This window comes from Streptococcus sp. Marseille-Q5855, assembly GCF_946901985.1.
Taxonomy (GTDB): domain Bacteria; phylum Bacillota; class Bacilli; order Lactobacillales; family Streptococcaceae; genus Streptococcus.
On the sequence record NZ_CAMPPR010000004.1, the window covers coordinates 130,731 to 155,506 of the forward strand.

Consider the following 24,776-nt stretch of genomic DNA (forward strand, 5'->3'; position numbering starts at 1 on the left):
ATTCTGGAAATCATAATAATTCTGCTTTGATCTTCAAGACTAACTGCGATGCATTCTCTTCTGTAATCTCTTGAATATCCATCAAAATATATCCAAGTGAATCATTCGCACCATAAGACACAGCTTCCGAAATCGTAACTTGAGGTGCACTCTCATTCATTTTAACATCATACAAGGCCATGACATGGTGAAGCATAAAATTTTTTAACTCTTCCCTGACGAAAACATCGTAGATTCGAGGATTAGAGTAGCTTCTAACAGTAAATCCCGTCTCTTCCATAACTTCTCTAGTCAGCGTTTCCGTCAGTCCTTCACCAAGTTGCTGACTGCCTCCAGGTAGATCATACCGATGTTGATAAGGGCCTCTCGTTTTTTCAATGCAGAGTAATTTCCCATTTTCAAAGCAAACAGCGTAGACTCCAAAGTGTCTTTTAATTTCCATCAGATCCTCCTACTTCAAAGACCAGCCACCGTCTACTGTAAGGATTTGTCCTTGCATGGCGCTTGCTGTTCCACTGGCCAAAAAAAGACTGACTTCTGCCACTTCCTCTGGTTCAATCCAGCGCTTGATTGGTGTTTCACTAGCAACCCAGTCAGCCAATCCACCTGGTTCAAAGTCGGCAGCAGTCATGGCTGTCTTGACTGCTCCTGGAGCGATACCAAATACCTGAATCCCAGCTTCTGCATAGTCTAGAGCCAACTGCTTGGTGAAACCAGCCAAGGCGTGCTTCGAAGAAGTATAGGCGTGACCACCCCCGCCTGCTAGACTTGAGGCAATGGAACACATGTTGATAATAATCCCTTTTTTATTCTCCAACATTTGCGTCAAATAATACCGAGTCAACTCTACTGGAGTAACGTAGTTGATTTCAAAAATTTCTTGAATGTCCTGCGCTGATTGTTCCAATAGGGGTTTATAAGCATCCAACACTCCAGCAGTATTGCACAAAACATCAACCTGAGGGCACCAATCAAAAACAGGCTCCAAGTCCAAGGTCAAATCTCTCTGTAAAAAGTGAAAATCACCCTCTAAGAGTGGATTTTCACCTTGGTCAACTCCATAAACTTGATAGCCCTTCTCTAAAAAGAGTCGAGCCTGAGCCAGACCTATCCCTGAACTCACTCCCGTAATCAATACACGTCTAGTCATGCACTTCTACCCAATCCGTCGCCAAAACATCACAAGGTGTCGGACTCCACATGGAAAAACCTTCTCCTTCTCCAGACACGTTGATTAGGAAATAAGGTGTCACTTCAAGTGCAACCCCGTTTTGTTCAATGGTGTCAAAAAGTTGGACATAGTTTTCAGCACCTCCCCAACCAGTTCGTACATATTTTTTCTTAGCCTTTAATCCAGGTAGAATTTCTTCAAATGTCATGTTTTTCTCCTTTAATATCAATAATTCTCCCCTTCATTATAACAAAAAAACCGCTTTAAAACGGCTTTTTGACTGTGATTTATTTACATCTGCTTCTACTTACGGCAAATTATTCCCTGCTGCAAGATAAATTTCATACCATTCTTTTCTTGTTAAGCTAAAGTTTGCCGCTTGGCTAACTTCTCTCAAGTGCTTAGGATTTGTGGTACCTACAACTGCCTGCATTTTTGCTGGATAACGCAATATCCAAGAAATGGCAATAGTTGAAGGGGTTACTCCATATTTAATAGCTAAACGATCAAGTACTTGATTTAAAGCTTGAAATTTCTCATTTCCAACAAAATTCCCTTTAAAATACCCGAATTGTAAGACAGACCATGATTGAATGACCACATCGTGTAATTTGCAATATTCAAAAATGCTGCCATCTCGCATAGCTGCTTGATTATCTTCCATATTAACACGAAAACCTGATTCGAATCCTGGAGTAAAAGCCGCACTCAATTGTAGCTGATTAACAGCTAACGGCTGCTTGACATCTTTTTTAAGTAACTCCATCATCATAGGATTTTGATTAGAAACTCCAAAATTTCGAACCTTACCTTGTTTATAAAGGAGATCAAAGGCTTCTGCTACTTGGTCAGATTCCATCAAAGCATCTGGTCGATGAAGAAGCAAGCTATCTAGATGATCAATCTTCAATCTTTGCAAAATTCCGTCAACTGATTTTATAATATAGTCCTTAGAAAAATCAAAATAGGTAAATTCTTCAATGCGAATGCCACATTTGGACTGAATCCACATCTTTTCTCTTAAATCTGGACGATTTTTTAGGACAAGACCTAACAGTTCTTCACAACGACCAAGACCATATATATCAGCCAAGTCAAAAGCATTGATTCCAACAGAAAGTGCTGTTTCTACAAGCTCTTCAACTTCTTTTACAGACTTATCTTTTATTCTCATCATTCCGAGAACAATTTCTGATAATTCTTTGTCATCTTGACCAAGAGTTATGTATCTCATCAAATTTTTCTCCTTTAATTTCTAACATTCTTCCCTTCATTATAACAAAAAACCGCTTTAAAACGGCTTTTTGACTATATTTCACTCCATTTTATCTTCTTAAACCCACGGAATAATAGAAAAATGCCAATAAAAAGAACAGCTAAAGGAATAATCTTTGTAAGAAAAACATTTGAAATTCCCATCCACTCATAATAACGGAGTAGAGAACCCACCACAAGATGGGCAATAATCATACTGACAAAGGGACGAAAAATCGGTTCTTTCCAATTCCAAATACTGATGACTAGGGAAATCATAAAGACAGACAAACTATCCCAGGGAGCAGGAAGATAAAATGCTCCTTCTTGTACAAAACTTCCTATTCCTACATATCCCAGAACAACTAGCAGAACAAGAATCCCAACGACAATATAGGTGCCAATTTTCATCTTAGGAGAATCTTGGACTAGCCCCCAACGTAAGATTGTGGCCACAAGTCCAAATCCAATCAGAAAAAGAAGAAGTTGCCCTAAAAATGTGAGCAAATTGACTGTTAAGAGAGGACCTTTAGAAAAATCACTTAGTAGTTGATAATAACGTAATACCGCTAGGACAAGAATTGGCGTCAAAAGGGACTCTTTGATAGAACTGCGTGGTGCTTCCTTGAGAATCTCTTTCATTATTTTTTTAGGATTCTTACCTAAATAATCCTCTGCACTCATGCCATCTCGTTCTGCTTCTGAGAAATCTAACATCATCAAATAAATCTGCTCTCTGAGATAGTCCTCATCATAGAGAAATCCAGCAAGATTAAAACTATCCCACAGTTCCTCAAAATACTGCTGATTCTCCTCAAAAAACTCATGCAACAAATTGTTTGTTTCTTCATAATACTTCATTTTCTTCATGGTTTAGCCCCCATTCTTAATCCCTTCTACTTTTTGACTCAAATCGTCCCATTGTTGCCAAAAGACCGAGACACGCTCTTCTCCTTCTTTCGTTAATGAAAAATACTTCCGATCTGGACCATCTGGCGACGGGCACATGTCGCCTCTTATCCATTGATTTTTTTCTAACTTTTGCAACAAAGGATAAATAGTTCCTGGAACGATAGTATCAAATCCAGCCTCTCGCAAAGTCTGAACCAACTCATAACCATATCGCTCTTTTTGACCAATCATATCCAAGACACAACCTTCAAGAACACCTTTTAATAGCTGAGTTTCTTTCATCCCTTCTCCCTTCTAATCTATTTTGTAATACCTACTAGTGGCATCACCTATAGAATACTACTTCTAAACTAGTTTGTAAAGCATAATAGTTAAATCATGACCACCCGTCTAACGGGTGGTTTGAACCAGGGCTATAAGCCCAAATTACCAGCCAGCGCCTAAAGACGCTGGCTTTCACTTTGTTCAAGCCTCATTGCTCTTGACTCGTCACTTGCCTCTCAAAGAGGCTTTAGTATTACTTACCACTATCCCTAAAGGGATCCTCATATTCTTTTACACTCAATTTATCTAGTGCTATATCATGTTTTTCCTGTTCTTGGATATATTTCTTAATTGTGGCTTCATTAAGCCCTACTGTACTTACATAATAACCTTCCGCCCAGAAATGCCTATTCCCAAACTTGTACTTGAGATTGGAGTGTTTGTCAAACATCATGAGTGCACTTTTTCCTTTTAAATAACCCATGAAACTCGAAACACTTATCCTTGGTGGAATACTTACTAACATATGTACATGGTCTGGCATTAAGTGACCCTCGATAATTTCAACTCCTTTATAACTACACAAACGATGAAATATTTCGCCTAAACTACTTCGATATTGATTATAGATAACTTTTCGTCTATACTTAGGGGTGAACACAAAGTGATACTTACAGTACCACTTTGTGTGCGATAAACTATGAGCCTTTTGTGCCATATTTTTCTCCTTTCGCTTTACAATTGGCTTGAACACCTTTATTGTATCGCGTTCGGAGTTTTTTGGTATAACCTTTGACGCGCACCCGCATAGCGGGTGGTTTTTTGTCTCGCACCTAACGGAGCGAGACGGACTGAAAGTCACATAATAAAAAAAACAGAACTAGCATGAACTAGTTCTGTCTACTTTTACCCAATCACACTTCCGTTTGGTACAGCTGGATCAACTGTGAGAAGGGTTAATTGTCCATCATGTTCAGCTGAGAGGATCATACCTTGGCTAACATATTTCTTCATCATTTTACGAGGTTTGAGGTTGGCAACAATTTGAACTTTCTTGCCGACCAATTCTTGTTCATTTGGATAGTATTTTGCAATCCCTGAGAGGATTTGACGATCTTGACCATCACCAGCATCTAAGCGGAATTGGAGCAACTTATCAGAACCTTCTACTTTAGACACTTCTTTGACTTCTGCGACACGGATTTCGACCTTGTCAAAGTCTTCAAACTTGATTTCATCCTTGTTTAGTTTGAGTTCGACTTCGTCTGGATTCCATTCTTTTTCGACAGCTGGCTTGTTGCCTTCCATTTGTTCCTTGATATAGGCGATTTCTTCTTCCATATCCAGACGTGGGAAGATTGGTGTTCCTTTGGCAACTACAGTCACATCTGCTGGGAAGTCAGCCAAGCTCAAGTTTTCAAGGCTCGCTACTTCTTCCAAGCCAAGTTGATTCAAGACTGCACGACTGGTTTCCATCATAAACGGCTCAATCAAGTGAGCTACAACACGAAGACTAGCTGCCAAGTGGCTCATAACACTTGCCAATTGATCGCGGAGTGCTTCATCCTTGGCCAAGACCCATGGAGCTGTCTCATCGATGTATTTATTAGTACGAGAGATCAGAGCCCAGACTGCTTCTAAAGCACGTGGGTAATCAACTGCTTCCATGTGGGTATGGTAGTCAGCAATTGATTCAGCAGCTACTTGAGCAAGAGCATTGTCAAATTCTGTCACACCCTCTACATAGGCTGGAATTTGTCCATCAAAGTACTTGTTAATCATAGAAACCGTACGATTGAGGAGGTTCCCAAGGTCATTGGCCAATTCATAGTTGATACGGCCGACATAGTCTTCAGGAGTGAAAGTTCCATCTGAACCAACTGGAAGGCTACGCATGAGGTAGTAACGAAGTGGATCTAGTCCATAACGCTCTACCAACATCTCAGGGTAAACGACATTCCCTTTTGACTTAGACATTTTGCCGTCTTTCATGACGAACCAACCGTGAGCAATCAAACGATCTGGCAATTTGATATCTAACATCATAAGAAGGATTGGCCAGTAGATTGAGTGGAATCGAAGGATGTCTTTTCCTACCATGTGGAAGACTGTTCCATTCCAGAACTTGTCAAAGTTACCATGTTCGTCTTGACAGTAGCCAAGAGCTGTCGCATAGTTAAGAAGAGCATCAATCCAAACATAGACAACGTGTTTAGGATTTGATGGTACTGGAACGCCCCATGTAAAGGTTGTACGAGAAACTGCCAAATCCTCTAAACCTGGCTCGATGAAGTTGCGCAGCATTTCATTCAGACGACCATCTGGAGTGATAAATTCAGGATGGGACTTGAAAAATTCGACCAAACGATCTTGGTATTTGCTGAGGCGAAGGAAGTATGATTCTTCGGATACCCATTCAACCTCGTGACCTGATGGAGCAATACCGCCAGTCACATTTCCAGCTTCATCACGAAATACTTCTGCAAGCTGGCTTTCTGTAAAGAATTCTTCATCTGATACTGAATACCAGCCAGAGTATTCACCCAAATAGATGTCATCTTGAGCAAGCAAGCGCTCAAAGACCTGTGCGACAACTTTTTCGTGGTAGTCATCAGTTGTACGGATAAATTTATCGTATGAAATATTTAGTAATTGCCAGAGTTCTTTAACTCCAACTGCCATTCCATCAACATAGGCTTGTGGTGTAATGCCAGCTTCTTCCGCTTTTTGTTGAATCTTTTGACCATGCTCATCAAGACCTGTCAGATAAAAGACATCGTAGCCCATTAGGCGTTTGTAACGGGCTAGGACATCACAGGCGATGGTTGTGTAGGCAGAACCGATATGAAGTTTCCCAGATGGATAGTAAATCGGCGTTGTAATATAAAAATTCTTTTCAGACATAATTTTTCCTTTCCAGGCAAATGAAACCTGTTTTTCTAACACTTCATTATATCACATTTTTAAGGATTTTCGATAGGGAAATCTATACAAAAACAAGATAGACGAGTGTCCATCTTGTTGATCTTATTCATAACGAAGGGCTTCGATTGGGTCAAGTTTCGATGCCTTGTTGGCTGGCAAGACTCCAAAGATCATACCCACGCTAGCCGAAACTGCAAGACTAAATAGGGCAACTGGGATTGATACTCCAACTTCTATACCCGTAATCAAGCCTTGCAGTAACAAACCTGCTAAGGCAGTTAAACCACTTGCAATTGTCAAACCAATTAAGCCACCTAACAAGGTCAAAATCATGGATTCAATCAAAAACTGGATTAAAATATTGGCACGCGTTGCACCCAAAGCCTTACGGAGACCAATCTCACGGGTACGCTCTGTAACAGAAACCAGCATGATGTTCATAACACCAGTTCCTCCAACAAAGAGGGAAATCCCTGCGATGGAACTGATAATCGTCGTCATAAAACTAAACGATTGTTGAATTTCTGCAAATGTAAGCGACTCATCTGCCACCTGATATTCTCCCTGTTGCAAGCCTGCAAGTTCTGTCATTTTTCGTGCCAGTTCTGGACCCAGAGTTGGAGTTAAACTGGTATCATTCACTCGAAAGACAATACTAGCTATTTCATCTACATTAAAATTCGCAGCAAGGGAGATATTGGTAGTAATAGGCAAGCCACCAAACCCATATATTTTTGACCTTTTAGCCTCTGGACTAGTATAAACCCCAATGACTCGATAACTAAAATCATTGACTTCTACAACCTTGTTAATAGCCTCTTGTGGAGAGCCAAATAAACTAATGGACAATTCCTCATCTAGCAAAATGACACTTGCAAACTCTTTGAAATCTTGCTCTCTTAGACTACGACCTGCAATAATTTCATTCTTAACAGCGTCCATGTAAGTTCTGTTTCCACCTGTCAAATTGGCATTTTCAACTTTTTTATCTTTATAAGTCAAGATGGCGTTCGTTGAGTTGGTTACATAGTAATTATCCACTCCCTTGAGTTTGGCTGCCTCCTTGACCCAAGATTCTTGCGGTTTTGGTGGTTCAACAGGAACTTCCTCTTCTTTTCCAGAAACCGTAAAAGCTGATTGTTTCTGAGTAAAAGACCCATCTTTACTTTTTTTAGGAGAGAAGAAGACGCTAATATTTTTCTGAGATTTGGTCATATCTTTATTGACTTGACGAGATAGGGAATCTCCCAAAGCCATAATCACAACAACTGATGAAACACCGATAATAATCCCAATCATGGTAAGCAAAGAACGCATCTTGTGAGCCATAATAGATGAAAAGGCAAATTTCAGATTCTGCATCTTAGTTTTCCTCCTTTTCTAACTGAGCACTATCAGATGAAATAACTCCATCGCGAATGACAATCTGACGTTTGGCATAAGCAGCTATTTCAGGCTCATGCGTTACCATGATAATGGTTTTTCCTTCTTTGTTCAAGTCAACCAATAGTTGCATAATTTGATTTCCTGTTTTGGTATCCAAGGCTCCTGTCGGTTCGTCCGCTAGGATAATAGAAGGATTGTTTACCAAGGCACGAGCAATAGCCACACGTTGCTTTTGACCACCAGATAATTCCGAAGGTAAATGGTGACTACGTTCTGTCAATTCAACCTTGTCTAAATACTCCTCAGCCAACTTGCGCCGTTTTGAAGACGAAACTCCTGCGTAAATCAAGGGCAATTCTACATTTTGCAAAGCATTGAGCTTCGATAGAAGAAAGAACTGCTGAAAGACAAAACCGATTTGTTGGTTACGAACCTTGGCTAATTGTTTTTCACCCAGTCCAGCCACTTCTTGGCCTTCAAGATAATACTCTCCACTGGTTGGTGTATCCAACATGCCAATCGTATTCATCAGAGTGGACTTCCCAGAACCAGATGGTCCCATGATGGCAACAAATTCACCCTCATTCACTTCTAGATTGATGTTTTTGAGAACCTGCAGTTCTTGGTCACCATTGCGATAGCTTCTGCAGATATTTTTTAGACTAATTAGTTGCTTCATCAGCCTTCACCTCTTTTCCTTCCTCTAGAGAAGACGTTGGGTTACTGATGACCTTGACTCCATTTGTCAGACCTGAAGTGATTTCTTGGTTGTCTGCATCAGCATTACCCAAACCAACTTCCACTTTCTTGGCCTTTTTCTGCTCGTCAAGCACCCAGACATAGTTCTTATCATTTTCAGTCACAACACTTGTTAGAGGAACCAAAATGGCTTTACTCTTATTTTTGACCTCAACACTTACTGAGAATCCTTGTTTCAAATCACCGATTTCACTTGTAACATCAATAGTGTATGGATATTTAGAACCAGAATTACCAGAAGCTGCGGCAGCTGGACTAGCTGCTTCACCATTGTTTTTAGGATAGTCAGAAATATAGCTTAATTTCCCAGTCCATTTTTTATCAGGATACACTTTAGAAGTAAAGCTTACTTCTTGACCTACAGATAGGTTGGCGAGGTTATATTCAGACAATTCTCCCTTAACTTGCAAGTTTTCATTACTTACGACATGAACGACTACTTGGCTAGCTCCTGTTGGAGATTTAGAAACATTGTGGTTGACTTCGACCACAGTTCCCTCTAGGGTACTGAGAACCGTCATTGCATCTAACTGACTTTGAGCCTTACTTAATTGCGCCGCAGCGTCTGCACGCGCATCACGGGCATCACCCAACTGAGCGTCAATAGAAGCAACAGAATTTCCAGCCACTGGAGTTGGACTTTGCACCGTTGCATCTTCTCCTTCTGCTGGCGCAGAGGCTTGAGGAGCTGGAGCTGAAATGGCTTCATTTCGTGCTTGATTGAGTTCATTGATATGACGATCTGCCTTAGCGACTGCTCGGCTAGCTGAATCATAGGCCGCCTGGGCTTCTGAACTACTGTACTTGACTAAAGCCTGCCCTTCACTCACTTTATCACCCACAGAAACAAGGATTTCATCTAAATCACCCTTACTAGCATCAAAATAAACGTATTGTTCATTTTTTGCCGTTACTGTTCCTGACAATAAAACCGACGAAGCAACAGTTCCCTCTTTTGCCACTACTAGATGTGGCGTTTCATACTTCACATCAGTTTGCGAGGGTTGTCTAAAGAGCAAGATGCCCCCAGCCCCCAATACAACTACACTCGCAGCACCGATTGCTGCATACAGTTGCCACTTTTTAGCTTTACCATTCTTTTTCTTCATAATGAAACTCCTTTTTTTTTACAATACTTTGCTATTATACCAGATTTCCCTCCAGCAAACAATGCAGTTCAGATGGAAATAATGACAGTTCAGGATTAAACAATCGTTCGGAAATTCTCCTTTTCTATTGTACTAGTTATATAATACATTATTTTGACTTATTTGGCAAGCTTTTTTGCAATTTTTTGAACGTAGCAGATTTTTGCAATCAAATCAAAAAAAAGATAGAATATGACTATCAAAAAAGACACTCGACTATTTAAAAGAGTACAAAGGAGTTTTCAATGAGAGAATATGATATCATTGCTATCGGTGGAGGTAGCGGAGGAATTGCCACCATGAACCGTGCTGGTGAACACGGAGCCAAAGCGGCCGTTATTGAGGAAAAGAAATTAGGTGGAACCTGCGTCAACGTCGGCTGTGTTCCTAAAAAAATCATGTGGTACGGGGCGCAAATCGCTGAGACTTTCCATCAATTTGGAGAAGACTACGGCTTTAAGACTACTGATCTTAACTTTGACTTTGCAACCCTACGTCGCAATCGTGAAGCCTACATTGATCGCGCTCGTTCTTCTTATGATGGCAGTTTTAAACGCAACGGTGTAGACTTGATTGAAGGCCATGCTGAATTTGTAGATTCTCATACTGTTAGCGTAAATGGTGAACTCATTCGTGCTAAACATATCGTGATTGCTACAGGTGCCCATCCAAGTATTCCAAATATTCCTGGTGCTGAGCTAGGTGGCTCTTCTGATGATGTATTTGCCTGGGAAGAACTTCCAGAGTCAGTTGCCATTCTAGGCGCTGGTTATATCGCTGTGGAATTGGCTGGCGTACTCCACACTTTTGGTGTCAAGACAGACCTCTTTGTTCGCCGTGATCGCCCTTTACGTGGTTTTGACTCTTACATCGTTGAAGGTTTGGTCAAGGAAATGGAAAGAACCAACTTACCACTTCATACTCACAAAGTCCCTGCCAAGTTAGAAAAAACTGCTGAAGGCATTACTATTCATTTCGAAGATGGTACCAGTCACACAGCTAGCCAAGTTATCTGGGCTACTGGTCGCCGTCCAAACGTTAAGGGATTGCAACTTGAAAAAGCTGGAGTGACTCTAAACGAACATGGCTTTATCCAAGTGGATGAATACCAAAATACTGTTGTTGAAGGAATCTACGCTCTAGGTGATGTAACAGGTGAAAAAGAACTGACTCCAGTTGCTATCAAGGCTGGGCGTACTTTATCTGAACGTCTCTTTAACGGAAAAACAACTGCAAAAATGGACTACTCAACTATTCCAACTGTTGTCTTTTCACACCCTGCTATCGGAACTGTTGGATTGACAGAAGAGCAAGCTATTAAAGAATACGGCCAAGACCAAATCAAGGTTTACAAATCAAGCTTTACTTCTATGTACTCTGCTTGCACTGGCAACCGTCAAGAAACACGTTTCAAATTGATCACAGCTGGTTCAGAAGAAAAAGTTGTCGGACTTCATGGAATTGGCTACGGTGTTGATGAAATGATTCAAGGATTTGCTGTTGCTATCAAAATGGGAGCAACCAAGGCAGACTTTGATGCAACTGTGGCGATTCACCCAACTGCATCCGAAGAATTTGTAACCATGCGTTAATCGAAACAAAAGAAACAGAGCAAAAAACACTTCTAAATATCAAAAAGCGAGTATTTCCGTAGTTGGAGATACTCGTTTTCTTATGTTTTATTTTATAGTATGTTGAAGTAAGATATGCAAAAATCAATTAACAAACCATAGCAAAATATAAGGATTATAACACAATCATCTATTCTTTTCTTTAAAAGATTCATATATTTTTTTATATAAGTCTTTTATCTCTTTTTTCTTAGAATTCAACTCTTCGTTACCGTAGTCAAAATTTGCTACTACAAATCCCTCGTCAGCATTAGAAAAAGTAAAAAATTCTATTCCAATGAGTTTATTATGCTTAGAGTCCTCTATAGTGTCTCCTAAACCATTATTGAATTTCTTCACTTCTTCTTCACGAACTCCGACCCCCGCAGCAGCTCCATTTGCAATGATGTTTGAAAATACTTCTTCTGAAGATGCTAATTCTTTCACAGTTATGAAGTATATAGCTTCTTCCGTTTCTACTTGTCTCACTTTATTCCATTTTTCTGTATCACTAGAAGAAAGCGTATAGACTATTAACTCCAGTGTTGGTTTATTGGTATTTTCTTTTGTAATCATTTGTTTTCCAAAGAAGAAAATAGCAAGTAGCCCAGCTACAAAGATCAAAGCAATATAAATTATCTTTTTCATACATTATCCCCTATATCTTTCATATCAATGATCACATCAACTTCGTTATAGACAGCTGGATCATGTGTCGCTATAATTACATATTTGTCTTCATCTCTTTCATTCAATAATAAACGAATAATTTCTTTTCCAATCTCACCATCTAAAGCTCCTGTAGGCTCATCTGCTAAGATAATTTTTCGTGGTTTCATTAACATTCTGGCAATAGCTACACGTTGAGCCTGCCCTCCAGACAATTCATATATTTTTTGATGTAAATAGTCATTTGACAGTCCTACTTTTTCAAGTACATCAGTTATTGTTTTTTTGTCTTTAGTGATAAGTTTCAAATTATCATATACTGTTTTGTTATCTATTAAAGAATAATTCTGAAATACATATCCAACAGTATTTTTAAAAAAAGTTCTTTCTTTTATCTTCCAAATATCTTGTTTATCAACTAAAACATTCCCACTGTCAATTTTTTCTAATCTTCCTATAATGTTAAGAAGGGTGCTTTTACCAGAGCCAGAACCTCCAATCAATGCATAACTTTTTCCAGATTCAAATTTTAAATTTAAGTCTGTAAAGATCTTCTTTGAGCCGAAAGTTTTTGAAACGTTCAAAAGGTCAATTGTCATGTTTCATCTCCTTTTAAAATTTTAGTATAGCTTTCAGATAATTTTCTAAAACTCATGATTATTGACAACATCAAAACGAGCAGAGAAGCGAGACCAATATATAGCAACTCTATTTGACCTGTCATAAGAAATGTAAATAGGATAACTATTGTAATAGTCATCATAAAATACTTGAGACTTGAAATTGCTATATATGTTTTTGACAGACCCAAAATAATTTTTTTCACATATTCATTCTGTTTTAGGGCAATATAAAGTTGGACATATTGATAAATGAGTATAAAGACAATACTGTAAATTATCTTCTGCAAAATTTGTGAAAGTAGAATTTGGTGCTCTAAGGACTGGATCTTTAATTTCACAATTTGGTAAACATCTACTGGATTCATTGAAAAATTCAACTGGCTAGCCATTTCATTTATTTTATTTACCGCCTCAGGACTAAAAAGAGACTTATATGTTATATTACTAGCCAAAGAAAACTTGTTGTTTTCAATCATTTTGTCCGTATCTAACACAACAATAATGTTATCTTTACTATCTGCTACACTTGCGATTGGTAAAAACTCTTTCATTTTATGATTATCATCAGCATCTTCATTAAAATAAAAAATTTTTTTCCCATCAGGAATTATTTGTACTGCAATTTCTTCTTTTGTATAGTTTGTTCCAATAAATTGTTCTGCTACAACTGTATTTTCAATAGATTTCTGATTTTCTTTCCATTTCTCAGGAATATAGATGGTTGCTATCTTATTATCTAAAAGATGATAGTTTGTTCCATTCACTTTATTTTGTAGGTTAGCACCTGTTTGATTGATATAAATCAACTCTTTATTTATTTCTGGATTCGTTATTCCGTCATTTTCTAATTGTTTAGAAAAGTCTTCTAAAACATGAGATGTTTTCATGAAATCTGGAACATATGCCTTAGATCGGTCTATATATAAATAATCTAAGTTTTTTAAGGCAGCAGCTATCTGTAGATACTGACCATCCGAATCATTAACTTCTCCATTTTTAGTAGAGTTACTTTCAATTCCAAGGAACTCAATCCTTCTCCAGTCTTTTACTGTGTCCCATGGTACTAAATTCTGTAGCTGGATGTTAATACTGGATTGACTACTCTTTGTTTCTTGTAAAAAAATTCCTGAGACAATGATGATAATCGAAATAATGGCAAGCCATACGACAAAAATAAGTTTATTTTTCGCCTTGTTTTTAATAATTTCAATAGGCTTTTCAACCTGAATCGTCAACCAAAATAAAACAAAAGTAATGAGATCAATGATTTGAAATAGTATAAAATTCGTTAAAAGCAGAGAGAAAAATAACTTAGAACTATAGGTGAAGAAACCATTTCCCAAAAAAGAACTGTAAGAAATCATCAATAAAGCCATCATAATCAGTTCAAAAATAAGAGAAATGCCATACTCTCTTCTTAGATCATATACAGGCAAGCCCAGAGAACGTCGTATCACTCCTTCTTTAATCTGCTTCGTTCTAACAACAAATAACACAACTAATAAAGTTAAGTAAATCGAACTCATTAACAGTATTCTTAAAGTTCCAGTAAATTGTAAGATTCCTCCTATATACCAAGGATAAGCCATATATACTGTTTGCAACCCCGTCATCGTAAGTGGTTTCAAACTATCTATATCCATTTTCCCAAGGGTGTAATACATCCCTATTATTGGTGCGGACTTTAATTGTTCATTATTTACATCATCAAAATTTACATACTTCAACTGACCCGAACTCTGAACGATTGGCTTGTAAATGGTAACCTTTTCCCTTTTTGATACGTCACGAACCATTTCGTATACTTCATTATTAGAAAGATTGCTTTTTCCTTGAATAGAAAAAGCACCATCAATTGGTAAAGGTATGGGCATTTCGGTATCGCTAATAGTGACCCAACCAATTGCAGCAATCAAACAGAAGAAGAATCCAATGGTACATAATTTTAATTTCATAAGCAATTACCATATTACAAGAGACCCTATTTTATAATTGGGTCTCTTGTTTTCATAAATTATTTTTAAAATCTATAATAATCCCAATATGCATTTAATCGAACATCGCTCCAAGATTTTGTAGCACTTGAATATGCCCATCCATAATCTTGTTTATCCTGAGCTTTAACTGTTCCCCAAAAATTCGTTACTGAAGATTTTGAACCAATATTATCTGGAGATTTAACATAGTAATTCGAATAACCAGAGTTATCATTTACACCATATTCCCATATATCAATAATGGGACTTGGAGCAGGGTGTGCTGTAGTTGCACTAACAACACTAGCTACAGTAGCAAAGCTAAAACTTAAAACACTTGCAACTAGAAAAACAGATGCTTTCTTATTAATTCTTTTTTTCATTTTACTTCTCCTTGAATTAAAATATTTTATAAAACTCTGTACTAATCCTCTTTTAGTAACTCCGTATTACTTTAATATGAATTGATAATATTTAGGTTTTTAATCACCTTTATGGTATCTAGAGTCGTTAAAATATCTCATAACTACCCCTCCTTTTAAAATTGAACACATCTAGATGTATCCGTTTATATTTATTAATGTAGCACTTGTTTTTTAGTTTGTCAAGTATTTATAGTATATTTTTTATTTATAAAATGGGATTATCTATAAAACCGATTTACAAATCGATAAAAAACAATTATCAAATTTCTCTTGTCAATCAAATCGGCCGTTACAATTTTTGTTACCTTGTTTTAAAAAATTGGTTGACAATAATTACTCTACGAGTATAATAGTTACTATACATCAGAAAAGAGGTTAACTATTTTGAAAAAAGCTCACGTTTATGCCATCCCTGCTATTGGGGCTGCTCTCATTGCTGTTTTAGCACAAATCAGTCTTCCAATTGGACCTGTCCCCTTCACTCTGCAAAACTTTGCAATCGGCCTGATTGCTACTGTCTTTAGACCGAGAGAGGCTGTACTTTCTGTTGGACTCTATCTTCTTCTAGGTGCTATCGGTCTTCCTGTCTTTGCAGGAGGTGGAGCTGGATTTCATGCTTTGATTGGTCCTACTGCAGGCTATCTTTGGTTTTATCTTGTATACTCTGGACTTACTTCTTCTCTAACCAACAGCAAGAGTGGTGTTGTTAAGATTTTTCTTGCAAACCTCTTGGGTGATACCCTTGTCTTTGTCGGAGGGATTCTCAGCTTGCATTTCCTAGCTGGAATGGCATTTGAAAAAGCTCTTGTTGTGGGGGTATTTCCCTTTATCATCCCAGATCTTGGTAAAATTATTGCTATTAGTATTATTGGCCGTCCACTACTTCAACGCCTTAAAAATCAGGCTTACTTTGCTAACTAAAAAAGGATATCGAGTTGTCATGACTCAATATCCTTTTCTTTCATTTTGAAAACTTAGTTGCCTTTAAAGGCATCCACCATTGTTTGAAATTCTTCATTGGAGAGAGTAATTCCTTTGCCCATTTTAGTATGATCTGGACTCCAAGCACGAATATCAAACTTTGCAGGGGCACCATTAAAGCTTATACGGTTGATTTCCTTGGTCCAACCTTTTTCGTTTTCAGAAAGAGTCAACAAGTGCTCTTCGATTTCAAATGTAAATTCTGCCATTTTCTTCTCCTTTTTTAGCTTTCATCTGATTATTCGTAAAATCTTGTAGATTTTAGGAAAATTTTATATAATATTGATATAAAAGAAGGGAGGCCAATATGAGACATAAATTCCAGCAAGTTCTAGGTAAAATACATGACTTTTTAAATGGACATGAAGAACCAGATCAGACTGAAAGCAACTCCCTTACAGCCACTATTGAAGAGGCTATCCAGAAACAAACCGCTGTTCACCTTATCTTGTCTGAGGCAAGTTTTACAGGTGATATCATCAAATACGATCAACAAGGCCAACAACTTATCGTGAAAAATTTTGCCAAAAATGTGACCCGTATTATCCGCATAAGCGATATTCAACGCCTGCGATTTGTACCTTCAACTGTCCAAACAGCTCAAAAAAATAGATTTAAGAAAGAGTGAGATGTAGTTACTTCATCCCACTCTTTTTTCTTAGCGAACTTGTTCAAAATGTAAATGAACCGCGATATGGTCACCATAACCACTTCTCTCCAAGTCACGTTGTAAACGATAAGAAATGTAGTGTTCTGCAATGGTAATGTAACCTGCACCCAATAAACGATGTTCAACCATAGATTGAATCATACTGATAGTCGCACGTTCCACCTTGGCTTCTTCCAAATCCAAAACCACTTTCTTAGTGACTTGTGCAAGGTTTTGACGTAAATCATCTGTCAATACATAGACAGTCTGGGCTGCCTTTAAGATAGCTTGGTAAATCTTATCTGGATTAAATTCAGCAATTTCGCCATTACGTTTGATTACTTGCATAGGTTTCTCCTTTATTCTTTGTTTTCTTTGATTTCTGCCAGCATTTTTTCTTCTTCTGCTGTCAGTTGATAATGTTCAAGCAAATCCGGTCTGCGTTCATAGGTTTTCTTTAAACTCTCATACAGGCGCCACTGACGAATCTTTTCATGGTGGCCACTCATCAATACATCTGGCACGACCATACCTCGATAATCATAGGGACGTGTGTACTGAGGATATTCGAGAAGGCCAGAAGAAAAACTATCATCTTGGTGACTAGACTCCTTACCAATCACTTCTGGAATCAGGCGAACAGTCGCATCAATCATGGTCATAGCTGCCAATTCTCCACCAGTCAGGACATAGTCCCCCAAGGAAATCTCATCTGTCACCAAGGTCTTAATACGCTCATCATATCCCTCATAATGCCCACAGATAAAGATTAGCTCTTCCTCTTGAGCCAAATCCTCAGCATAAGTCTGATCAAACTGCTTTCCAGCTGGATCGAGGAGAATAACGCGCGGATTTTTCTTTTCAATAGCATCAAAGGCATCGAAAATGGGTTGCGCCCGGAGCAACATCCCCTGACCACCTCCATAGGGCTCATCGTCGACATGGCGGGCCTTTTCAGCATTTTCTCGAAAATTATGATACTGGATATTCAAGAGCCCTTTTTCACGAGCCTTTCCAACGATTGAGTGCTCCAGTGGAGAAAACATCTCTGGAAAAAGGGTTAAAATATCAATCTTCATCGTCTAACCCTTCTAATATTTCCACATCGACGCGGTTATTTGGAATATCAACATTGAGAACCACTGGTGGGATATAAGGCAATAACAAATCACGCTTGCCTTTTCGCTTAACCACCCAGACATCGTTGGCACCTGGTTGCAGGATTTCTTTGATGGTTCCAATCAAGTTATCATCCTCATAGACTTCCAAACCGATAATCTCGTGATAGTAGAATTCACCATCATCTAAATCGTTTAAATCTTCCTCAGCAACCTTGAGACTGTATCCCTTGTACTTTTCGATAGCGTTGATATGGTACATATCTTTGAATTTAATAATGTCAAAGTTCTTCTGTTTACGGTGACTAGCGATGGTCACTGTTTGGATAAACTGATCTTTTTCATCAAACAAGGCCAGCTCAGCTCCTTTTTTAAACCGTTCTTCTGCAAAATCCGTCACAGACAAGACTCGCATCTCACCCTGCAACCCCTGCGTATTGACGATTTTCCCAACATTAAAGTAGTTCATCTTGTCTCCCGTAGTCTCCTTCTTTCCATCTTATTCTAACAATTCTCGAATAATAGCCGCAATTTTTTCCGCTTCGGACCATTGTAAATAATGGTGATTCCCTCCTAAAATGAGTTTAGTATTGGAAGTCCAATATTCTGATTCTCTGTACTCTTTTTCTCTATAAGGCTGACAAAAAACAAATACAGGGATACAATCTGGTATTGATACATCCTCAAAATCTTCCTCAATAATCTCTCCAGATATCTGAAATCCTGGATTTTGCTTTTCTAACTCTAAGCCTTTTTCTTGCATTATTTCCCAGATTTCTTTATTGATTTCAGGACTAAATGTTGCTTGAGTTAAATTCTTCAAATAAAGTTCAGGTCCATACTCGTCAATCAACCTCATCTGCTCTTCCATTTCTGGATAAGGAGTTTCTGAAAAATCAGCAAACACGACGTTTTTAGTTGTCGGTTCAATTGCTACTAAAGCCTGACACTTAATTGATTTGTTGAGCAATTTACAAGCTAAAACTCCACTCAAACTATGTACACAAAGTATATATTCAGAAATCTCCAATTCTTTAAGCACTTCATAAACTGCATCTACAAGATTATCCAGATTTTTGTCAGCTTGGTCATGAATCGGACTCCTTCCTGTGTTTGGAAAATCAATTGTCAAATAACCAATTGTAGGAGGAAGTTTTTCAAGTATAAGTGAAAAATTTTCATAACTTGGTAGCAAACCTGCTCCATTTAAACAAACTAGCACTTTCTTTTGCTTTCGATAAGTAACAGAGAGACTACCAATTTTCGTATATACTTCAATCCTCTTCATAAAGAAATCCACTCGTTCTATATAATGAATTATTAAAAATCCTTATCCTTTATTTTATCACGTTCCAAGGATTTTCTCAAGTTGGAGGAAGAGGACATCAATTCTCCTTCACCTTCAAAAATTCTTCCAAATCACGTTCATGTTGGTACTTAATGGCTGCAGTCTTGTCTTTCTCAAAGATAGTCTTGGTAAGGTCAATATGGTTGATGGCGGCGATTGCGACAGTGTAGTGAATAATATCAGCCAGTTCTTTTGCTAGTTCCTCGTTAGAATCCTGAACGCCCTCTTTTCTACCAGAACGACCATTCAAAACCTCAGCTACTTCTCCGACTTCCTCCACTAGCTTGATAAAAAGACCTTCCTCAGTCCGAGACTGCTGGTAATGTTCCAGTAGATAGTCTTGTAATTGTCTAAACGTTAAATCCTTCATATCCTGCTCCTTACAAAAAAAGCGAGACATTCGTCCCGCCCTTCTTATTTTTCGTCAATAACGATTCTTACTTTTTTGTCTTCAGTTGGGACAGAGTAGACAATCGTTCTTATCGCAGAAATAGTGCGACCCTTACGACCGATTACACGACCCACATCGCTTTGATCAAGATTCAAATGATATTCCAAAAATTCTGGTGTATCTTCAATCTTGATAGTTAAGGCATCTGGTTGTGAAATCAAGGGTTTCACAATCGCAATAATGAGATTTTCAATCGTATCCATCTGTCAACCTACTTTAAACTTATTTTGAGAATTTAGAATCGTGGAATTTTTTCAATACGCCTTCTTTTGAAAGGATGTTACGTACTGTATCTGAAGGTTGAGCTCCATCAGCCAACCATGCAAGAACGCGGTCTTCTTTCAAAGTTACTTGGTTTTCAGCAACAAGTGGGTTGTAAGTTCCAACTGTTTCGATGAAACGTCCGTCACGTGGTGAACGTGAATCTGCTACGTTGATACGGTAGAAAGGTTTTTTCTTAGAACCCATACGAGTCAAACGGATTTTAACTGCCATTTTTAAAGTCTCTTTTCTTATTTTTTATTTCGGTGAAATAGCTGAGCTATTTAGCACATGTTCTATTATAGCAGATTCCTGACAGGTGTCAAGAAAAAAACTTGACAGACTATAAAATTTTTAAACCATTTAGAAATTTGTTAGAAGTAGGAAATAAATGTTTGAAAGAGGCTATCCGTGAATACTATTTTAGAAACATTTTATAAAGACCACCAAGTTAAGCACTTCATCTCTCCTGAACGAGATTTGGATGCTTGGCTCCTAAATCCCAAGCACGTTCCCAAGCGAAATATCAAGGATTTTAAGAAAGATATCTACTAATTTTAGTTTATAAAATATGAATCAATAGATTCTAAATATGGGAATAATTTAGTTCTGTAAAAATTAACTTCTACACCTACAACGCCTATTCTGACAGACTTTATAACAGTCTAAGAAAAAAAGTAGATATTCATACAGTATCTAGATTTTTCAAAAATTCTTTATCATCAAATATTATTAACGAAACTATCCAAACCAAATCCGATGCATTGCTTCAAAGAATTCTTTAGTTGTTTGACTATCAAGGCCTTTTATTAAAAAATTTTTTCAAAAAATTGCCACCTTGGTACATAAATTCTTGCTTTCCAAATTCAAATGTGATATATTTATAACATAAAATTTAAGTGTTATATATTTATAACATAAAAAAGGAGTCTATCATGAAAAAAAGTCAAAAAATGCGTGACCTCATTGCAATGATTGCCGTAGCTCTCGTTATTGATTTTATTGTCTTATTTGGTTCTAATCTTAGTTGGGGACCCAAGTTAGTTATTACTGGTATTTCAGTGTTAGGTCAAATTGTAGCTATTTGGGGCTGGCTACATATGAAACCATGGCCTCATAAAAGTCAGAAAGGTAAGGGAAAGATTATTTTTGACTTGTCTGCTAAGCTTTACGCGATACTTGTGTTTGCAGCAAGCATTTTTTATACAGTAGGGATTTGGGTTGCGACCCCAAGCGTAAGCTCTGGTATTAAAGAATGGATTTTGGGAATTGGTCTCGTTATTGAAGTGATTGTATTTGTTTTTTTCTCTTTAAAAAATGTCAAGGAAACTCCGGACGAACGCTTTTATGCTAATTTAGCAAAGGCAGCTAGCTTGATGTTTGTTTTTATACTAGGCGCACTGATGATCCTATCAGTTATCATTGGGTATATGGGGGCTCTCACTCTTTACATGGGCCAGATATTTATTAGCATAGCTGCCTTGATTTGCATCTTTGCGCTTGTCTATTTTATCTTGGAACGTAGAGGATAAGCATGGCCAAAGAAAGCAAGATTATTACTAATCTCAAATCTGTTCGTGAGTCCACAGGCATGACCCAGCAGGAGTTAGCCGACCGCATCGGCATTCGACGCGAGACAATTCTGCACTTGGAAAATAATCGTTACAACCCTTCACTGGAAATGGCTCTTAAAATTGCTCAAGTTTTTAATCTGAAAGTAGAAGACCTCTTTGAACTCAGACAGAAAGAGGAAACATAATTCTTTTCGAGACCTAGTATTCAGTTCATTGATTCATTAGAAATTGAAGCCAAAAGAAAAAATCCATTGAAAATGTTCTCTTTTAAAATATAGTAATTCTTTCGAATTAACCTTTACTAATTGTAATGCTTTACGAGCTTTCTTAAGATCTGGTTTCCTAAATACTTTGAGTATACTTATGGTATTGATGCCCCTAAGCATCTAAAAACTCTGGTGGAAAAAGATTATGCTGTCATTGAAACTGCTTTTTACTCACTTGACCATCTAATACGCTACCATGAAAAAGAATATCCTAAAGAAGAAGGGAATTACAGGACTTTCTAAAATGAAAGCTACCAACCTGAATCAAGCCCTTCATGAGCATTTTTCAGAAGAAGAATTAGCAATCGTGGCTACAAATTGACTCCAAAGGGAGAGGAAATACTGGAACAGTACCAGGACATTGTCGACCGTCATCCAAAGAAAAATCTCTAAACAAGCGATTTTTTGATTGTTGACTGTAAAACTGCCTTGTTACTAACATTTGAAATCCACTTCCTTTTAGGGTACAATGGTATAAATGAATTTTTGAGAGGATCAGAATGAAAAAACTAGCAACCCTTCTTTTACTGTCCACTGTAGCCCTAGCTGGGTGTAGCAGCATCCAACGCAGTCTGCGTGGTGATGACTATGTAGATTCTAGCTTGGCCGCTGAGGAAAGCTCCAAAGCAGCAGCCCAATCTGCCAAGGACTTAAACGATGCTTTAACAAATGAGAATGCCAACTTCCCTCAACTTTCTAAGGAAGTTGCTGAAGATGAAGCCGAAGTGATTCTCCACACAAGCCAAGGTGATATTCGCATTAAACTCTTCCCTAAACTCGCTCCTCTAGCGGTTGAAAACTTCCTCACTCATGCCAAAGAAGGCTACTATAACGGCATTACCTTCCACCGTGTCATCGATGGCTTCATGGTTCAAACTGGAGATCCAAAAGGGGACGGTACAGGTGGTCAGTCTATCTGGCATGACAAGGATAAGACAAAAGACAAGGGAACTGGTTTCAAAAACGAGATTACTCCTTATCTCTATAACATCCGTGGTGCTCTTTCTATGGCTAATACTGGTCAACCAAACACCAATGGCAGCCAGTTCTTCATCAACCAAAACTCCACAGATACCTCTGCTAAACTCCCTACAAGCAAGTATCCAAAGAAAATCATCGAAGCCTACAAAGAAGGGGGAAACCCTAGTCTAGATGGCAAACACCCTGTCTTTGGTCAAGTGATTGACGGTATGGATGTTGTAGATAAAATTGCCAAAGCCGAAAAAGATGAGAAAGATAAACCAACTACTGCTATCACAATCGACAGCATCGAAATAGTGAAAGACTACGATTTTAAATCTTAATACTCTTCGAAAATCAAATTCAAACCACGTCAGCGTCGCCTTACCGTACTCAAGTACAGCTTGCGGCTAGCTTCCTAGTTTGCTCTTTGATTTTCATTGAGTATAAAAACAAAAAATACAGTATCCATATTCGGTACTGTATTTCTTTTATCCTTATTTTTAAGTTAAATTATTAAAATCCCAGATTTGGTCCATCCAGCCTTCATAAAAGTCTGGCTCGTGACAGACCATAAGGATAGACCCCTTGTATTCTTTGAGAGCGCGTTTGAGTTCATCCTTGGCATCCACATCCAAATGGTTGGTCGGCTCGTCCAGCACTAAAACGTTGTTTTCACGATTCATCAAGAGACAGAAACGAACCTTGGCTTGTTCCCCACCTGACAAGACCTGAATTTGACTTTCAATATGCTTGGTTGTCAAACCACAACGGGCAAGGGCTGCACGAACTTCTGCTTGGTTGAGAGCTGGAAAGGCATTCCAAACAGCCTCTAGTGGTGTTTGACGATTACCACCTTCTACTTCTTGTTCAAAGTAACCGAGTTCTAGGTAGTCACCGCGTTCAACTTCCCCAGCGATTGGCGGAATAATTCCCAAGAGAGACTTCAAGAGAGTTGTTTTCCCGATACCATTTGCCCCGATAATAGCAACCTTTTGATTACGTTCAAAGGTAAGATTTAAAGGCTTTGTCAGAGGACGGTCGTAACCAATTTGCAAATCCTTGGCTTGGAAGATAAAGCGCCCTGGTGTACGAGCCGGTTTGAAATCAAAGGATGGTTTTGGTTTCTCACTTTGCAGTTCGATAATATCCATCTTATCCAATTTCTTCTGACGAGACATGGCCATGTTTCGTGTTGCAACACGCGCTTTGTTTCGAGCCACGAAGTCTTTGAGGTCGGCAATCTCTTTTTGCTGGCGTTCGTAGGCTGCCTCTAGCTGAGATTTCTTCATAGCATAGACTTCTTGGAACTGGTAGTAGTCACCAGAGTAACGTGTCAGCTGTTGATTTTCCACATGGTAGACAATATTAATCACATCGTTCAGGAAGGGAATATCGTGTGAAATAAGAACAAAGGCATTTTCATAGTTTTGGAGATAACGTTTGAGCCAGTCAATATGCTCAGCATCCAAGTAGTTGGTCGGCTCGTCCAACAGCAAGATATCAGGCTTTTCAAGGAGGAGTTTTGCCAAAAGCACCTTGGTTCTTTGCCCACCTGACAAAGAGGTTACATCTGTATCCATGCCAAAGTCCATGACACCAAGGGCACGCGCTACTTCGTCAATCTTAGCATCCAAGGTATAGAAATCACGACTCTCCAGACGGTCTTGAAGTTCGCCAACTTCTTCCATGAGAGCATCAACATCCGCACCGTCTTCAGCCATTTCCATATAAAGGTCATTGATACGAGCTTCTGCTTTAAAAAGCTCATCAAAGGCTGTACGGAGAACATCGCGCACCGAATGCCCTTCAGCAAGGACGGAGTGCTGATCCAAGTAACCAGCGGTCACATATTTGGACCACTCAACCTTCCCTTCATCTGGCAGCATTTTACCAGTAACGATGCTCATAAAGGTTGATTTCCCTTCACCATTGGCACCGACCAGACCGATATGTTCTCCCTTGAGGAGACGGAAGGACACATCTTCAAAAATTGCACGGTCACCAAAACCGTGACTCAGATTTTTAACTTCTAAAATACTCATT

General features: G+C 38.4%; 32 protein-coding genes. 8 read left to right on the top strand and 24 right to left on the bottom strand.

Features of this window, described 5'->3' with window-relative positions; all coding sequences use genetic code 11:
• Nucleotides 1–10: 10 nt before the first annotated feature.
• The 11 genes from OC529_RS05810 to OC529_RS05860 all read right to left on the bottom strand — a co-directional run bounded on the left by OC529_RS05810 (nt 11) and on the right by OC529_RS05860 (nt 9,780).
• Entirely contained in the window at nt 11–442 is a 432-nt protein-coding gene (locus OC529_RS05810; RefSeq protein WP_262081694.1) for an NUDIX hydrolase, read from the bottom strand.
• A 9-nt stretch (nt 443–451) separates the two neighbouring features.
• The gene (locus OC529_RS05815) at nt 452–1,150 is read right to left on the bottom strand and encodes a 3-oxoacyl-ACP reductase (protein ID WP_262081695.1); all 699 of its coding nucleotides are present in this window, start codon (nt 1,148–1,150) and stop codon (nt 452–454) included.
• The gene (locus OC529_RS05820; RefSeq protein ID WP_000141913.1) at nt 1,143–1,379 is read right to left on the bottom strand and encodes a DUF2829 domain-containing protein; all 237 of its coding nucleotides are present in this window, start codon (nt 1,377–1,379) and stop codon (nt 1,143–1,145) included. The genes OC529_RS05815 and OC529_RS05820 overlap by 8 nt, the downstream gene beginning before the upstream one ends.
• A 99-nt stretch (nt 1,380–1,478) precedes the next feature.
• Nucleotides 1,479–2,405, bottom strand: coding sequence for an aldo/keto reductase family oxidoreductase (locus OC529_RS05825; RefSeq protein WP_262081696.1), 927 nt, complete (start codon nt 2,403–2,405; stop codon nt 1,479–1,481).
• 74 nt (nt 2,406–2,479) lie between these two features.
• The gene (locus OC529_RS05830) at nt 2,480–3,295 is read right to left on the bottom strand and encodes a hypothetical protein (RefSeq protein WP_049511751.1); all 816 of its coding nucleotides are present in this window, start codon (nt 3,293–3,295) and stop codon (nt 2,480–2,482) included.
• A 3-nt stretch (nt 3,296–3,298) separates the two neighbouring features.
• Nucleotides 3,299–3,619 carry a PadR family transcriptional regulator gene (locus tag OC529_RS05835; protein WP_049511752.1) on the bottom strand — a complete coding sequence of 107 codons (321 nt, stop codon included), beginning with the start codon at nt 3,617–3,619 and terminating at the stop codon, nt 3,299–3,301.
• 235 nt (nt 3,620–3,854) lie between these two features.
• The gene (tnpA, locus tag OC529_RS05840) at nt 3,855–4,319 is read right to left on the bottom strand and encodes an IS200/IS605 family transposase (RefSeq protein ID WP_262081697.1); all 465 of its coding nucleotides are present in this window, start codon (nt 4,317–4,319) and stop codon (nt 3,855–3,857) included.
• Between the two features lie 188 nt (nt 4,320–4,507).
• The gene (gene metG, locus OC529_RS05845; RefSeq protein ID WP_262081698.1) at nt 4,508–6,505 is read right to left on the bottom strand and encodes a methionine--tRNA ligase; all 1,998 of its coding nucleotides are present in this window, start codon (nt 6,503–6,505) and stop codon (nt 4,508–4,510) included.
• Between the two features lie 123 nt (nt 6,506–6,628).
• Nucleotides 6,629–7,888 (bottom strand): ABC transporter permease, encoded by a 1,260-nt coding sequence (locus OC529_RS05850; protein WP_001180418.1) that lies wholly within the window; start codon nt 7,886–7,888, stop codon nt 6,629–6,631.
• Nucleotide 7,889: 1 nt separating this feature from the next.
• The gene (locus OC529_RS05855) at nt 7,890–8,591 is read right to left on the bottom strand and encodes an ABC transporter ATP-binding protein (protein ID WP_000811474.1); all 702 of its coding nucleotides are present in this window, start codon (nt 8,589–8,591) and stop codon (nt 7,890–7,892) included.
• On the bottom strand, nt 8,575–9,780 hold the full coding sequence (locus OC529_RS05860) for an efflux RND transporter periplasmic adaptor subunit (protein ID WP_050142765.1): 1,206 nt from the start codon (nt 9,778–9,780) through the stop codon (nt 8,575–8,577). Before OC529_RS05860 ends, OC529_RS05855 begins: the two co-directional genes overlap by 17 nt.
• A gap of 284 nt (nt 9,781–10,064) precedes the next feature.
• Here OC529_RS05860 and gor point away from each other — a divergent pair, with 284 nt between their 5' ends.
• Nucleotides 10,065–11,411, top strand: coding sequence for a glutathione-disulfide reductase (gene gor / locus OC529_RS05865; RefSeq protein WP_262081699.1), 1,347 nt, complete (start codon nt 10,065–10,067; stop codon nt 11,409–11,411).
• A 165-nt stretch (nt 11,412–11,576) separates the two neighbouring features.
• On the opposite strand, the gene OC529_RS05870 is transcribed toward gor, so the two are convergent.
• The 4 genes from OC529_RS05870 to OC529_RS05885 form a co-directional block, all read right to left on the bottom strand.
• A complete protein-coding gene (locus tag OC529_RS05870; protein WP_224218295.1) occupies nt 11,577–12,077 on the bottom strand; it encodes a hypothetical protein in 501 nt (166 codons plus the stop codon).
• Complete coding sequence (locus OC529_RS05875; protein WP_262081700.1) at nt 12,074–12,697, bottom strand: ATP-binding cassette domain-containing protein; 624 nt, start codon at nt 12,695–12,697, stop codon at nt 12,074–12,076. The genes OC529_RS05870 and OC529_RS05875 overlap by 4 nt, the downstream gene beginning before the upstream one ends.
• A complete protein-coding gene (locus OC529_RS05880; RefSeq protein ID WP_262081701.1) occupies nt 12,694–14,676 on the bottom strand; it encodes an ABC transporter permease in 1,983 nt (660 codons plus the stop codon). Before OC529_RS05880 ends, OC529_RS05875 begins: the two co-directional genes overlap by 4 nt.
• A 65-nt stretch (nt 14,677–14,741) precedes the next feature.
• Complete coding sequence (locus OC529_RS05885; protein WP_000746107.1) at nt 14,742–15,080, bottom strand: hypothetical protein; 339 nt, start codon at nt 15,078–15,080, stop codon at nt 14,742–14,744.
• 426 nt (nt 15,081–15,506) lie between these two features.
• Between OC529_RS05885 and OC529_RS05890 the strand changes: the two genes are divergently transcribed.
• The gene (locus OC529_RS05890) at nt 15,507–16,043 is read left to right on the top strand and encodes a biotin transporter BioY (RefSeq protein ID WP_262081702.1); all 537 of its coding nucleotides are present in this window, start codon (nt 15,507–15,509) and stop codon (nt 16,041–16,043) included.
• Nucleotides 16,044–16,096: 53 nt separating this feature from the next.
• Here OC529_RS05890 and OC529_RS05895 read toward each other — a convergent pair whose 3' ends face one another.
• Complete coding sequence (locus tag OC529_RS05895) at nt 16,097–16,312, bottom strand: YdbC family protein (RefSeq protein WP_262081703.1); 216 nt, start codon at nt 16,310–16,312, stop codon at nt 16,097–16,099.
• Between the two features lie 98 nt (nt 16,313–16,410).
• On the opposite strand from OC529_RS05895, the gene OC529_RS05900 reads away from it, so the two are divergent.
• Nucleotides 16,411–16,731 carry a hypothetical protein gene (locus OC529_RS05900; RefSeq protein WP_262081704.1) on the top strand — a complete coding sequence of 107 codons (321 nt, stop codon included), beginning with the start codon at nt 16,411–16,413 and terminating at the stop codon, nt 16,729–16,731.
• A gap of 30 nt (nt 16,732–16,761) precedes the next feature.
• Here the strand turns inward: OC529_RS05900 and OC529_RS05905 are convergent, their stop codons facing one another.
• The 7 genes from OC529_RS05905 to rpsP form a co-directional block, all read right to left on the bottom strand.
• The gene (locus OC529_RS05905) at nt 16,762–17,100 is read right to left on the bottom strand and encodes an ATP cone domain-containing protein (RefSeq protein ID WP_001196048.1); all 339 of its coding nucleotides are present in this window, start codon (nt 17,098–17,100) and stop codon (nt 16,762–16,764) included.
• Between the two features lie 11 nt (nt 17,101–17,111).
• Nucleotides 17,112–17,831, bottom strand: a complete 720-nt coding sequence (trmD, locus tag OC529_RS05910; RefSeq protein WP_262081705.1) for a tRNA (guanosine(37)-N1)-methyltransferase TrmD — start codon at nt 17,829–17,831, stop codon at nt 17,112–17,114.
• Nucleotides 17,821–18,339, bottom strand: coding sequence for a ribosome maturation factor RimM (rimM, locus tag OC529_RS05915; protein WP_262081706.1), 519 nt, complete (start codon nt 18,337–18,339; stop codon nt 17,821–17,823). The genes trmD and rimM overlap by 11 nt, the downstream gene beginning before the upstream one ends.
• A 30-nt stretch (nt 18,340–18,369) precedes the next feature.
• Entirely contained in the window at nt 18,370–19,158 is a 789-nt protein-coding gene (locus OC529_RS05920) for an alpha/beta fold hydrolase (RefSeq protein ID WP_262081762.1), read from the bottom strand.
• Between the two features lie 97 nt (nt 19,159–19,255).
• The gene (locus OC529_RS05925) at nt 19,256–19,588 is read right to left on the bottom strand and encodes a MazG nucleotide pyrophosphohydrolase domain-containing protein (protein WP_173229585.1); all 333 of its coding nucleotides are present in this window, start codon (nt 19,586–19,588) and stop codon (nt 19,256–19,258) included.
• Between the two features lie 44 nt (nt 19,589–19,632).
• Nucleotides 19,633–19,872 carry an RNA-binding protein KphA gene (gene kphA / locus OC529_RS05930; protein ID WP_000379620.1) on the bottom strand — a complete coding sequence of 80 codons (240 nt, stop codon included), beginning with the start codon at nt 19,870–19,872 and terminating at the stop codon, nt 19,633–19,635.
• Between the two features lie 19 nt (nt 19,873–19,891).
• On the bottom strand, nt 19,892–20,164 hold the full coding sequence (gene rpsP / locus OC529_RS05935) for a 30S ribosomal protein S16 (protein WP_000268760.1): 273 nt from the start codon (nt 20,162–20,164) through the stop codon (nt 19,892–19,894).
• A gap of 177 nt (nt 20,165–20,341) precedes the next feature.
• On the opposite strand from rpsP, the gene OC529_RS05940 reads away from it, so the two are divergent.
• The 5 genes from OC529_RS05940 to OC529_RS05960 all read left to right on the top strand — a co-directional run bounded on the left by OC529_RS05940 (nt 20,342) and on the right by OC529_RS05960 (nt 23,074).
• The gene (locus OC529_RS05940; protein WP_262081707.1) at nt 20,342–20,485 is read left to right on the top strand and encodes a hypothetical protein; all 144 of its coding nucleotides are present in this window, start codon (nt 20,342–20,344) and stop codon (nt 20,483–20,485) included.
• A gap of 380 nt (nt 20,486–20,865) precedes the next feature.
• Nucleotides 20,866–21,462: a DUF3796 domain-containing protein gene (locus OC529_RS05945; protein WP_262081708.1), complete on the top strand. Its 597-nt coding sequence runs from the start codon at nt 20,866–20,868 to the stop codon at nt 21,460–21,462.
• 2 nt (nt 21,463–21,464) lie between these two features.
• Nucleotides 21,465–21,689, top strand: a complete 225-nt coding sequence (locus OC529_RS05950; RefSeq protein WP_054392993.1) for a helix-turn-helix transcriptional regulator — start codon at nt 21,465–21,467, stop codon at nt 21,687–21,689.
• Nucleotides 21,690–21,966: 277 nt separating this feature from the next.
• Complete coding sequence (locus OC529_RS05955) at nt 21,967–22,092, top strand: hypothetical protein (protein WP_262081709.1); 126 nt, start codon at nt 21,967–21,969, stop codon at nt 22,090–22,092.
• 178 nt (nt 22,093–22,270) lie between these two features.
• Nucleotides 22,271–23,074: a peptidylprolyl isomerase gene (locus OC529_RS05960; RefSeq protein WP_262081710.1), complete on the top strand. Its 804-nt coding sequence runs from the start codon at nt 22,271–22,273 to the stop codon at nt 23,072–23,074.
• A gap of 159 nt (nt 23,075–23,233) precedes the next feature.
• Here the strand turns inward: OC529_RS05960 and OC529_RS05965 are convergent, their stop codons facing one another.
• A complete protein-coding gene (locus OC529_RS05965) occupies nt 23,234–24,775 on the bottom strand; it encodes an ABC-F family ATP-binding cassette domain-containing protein (protein WP_262081711.1) in 1,542 nt (513 codons plus the stop codon).
• Nucleotide 24,776 lies beyond the last annotated feature (1 nt).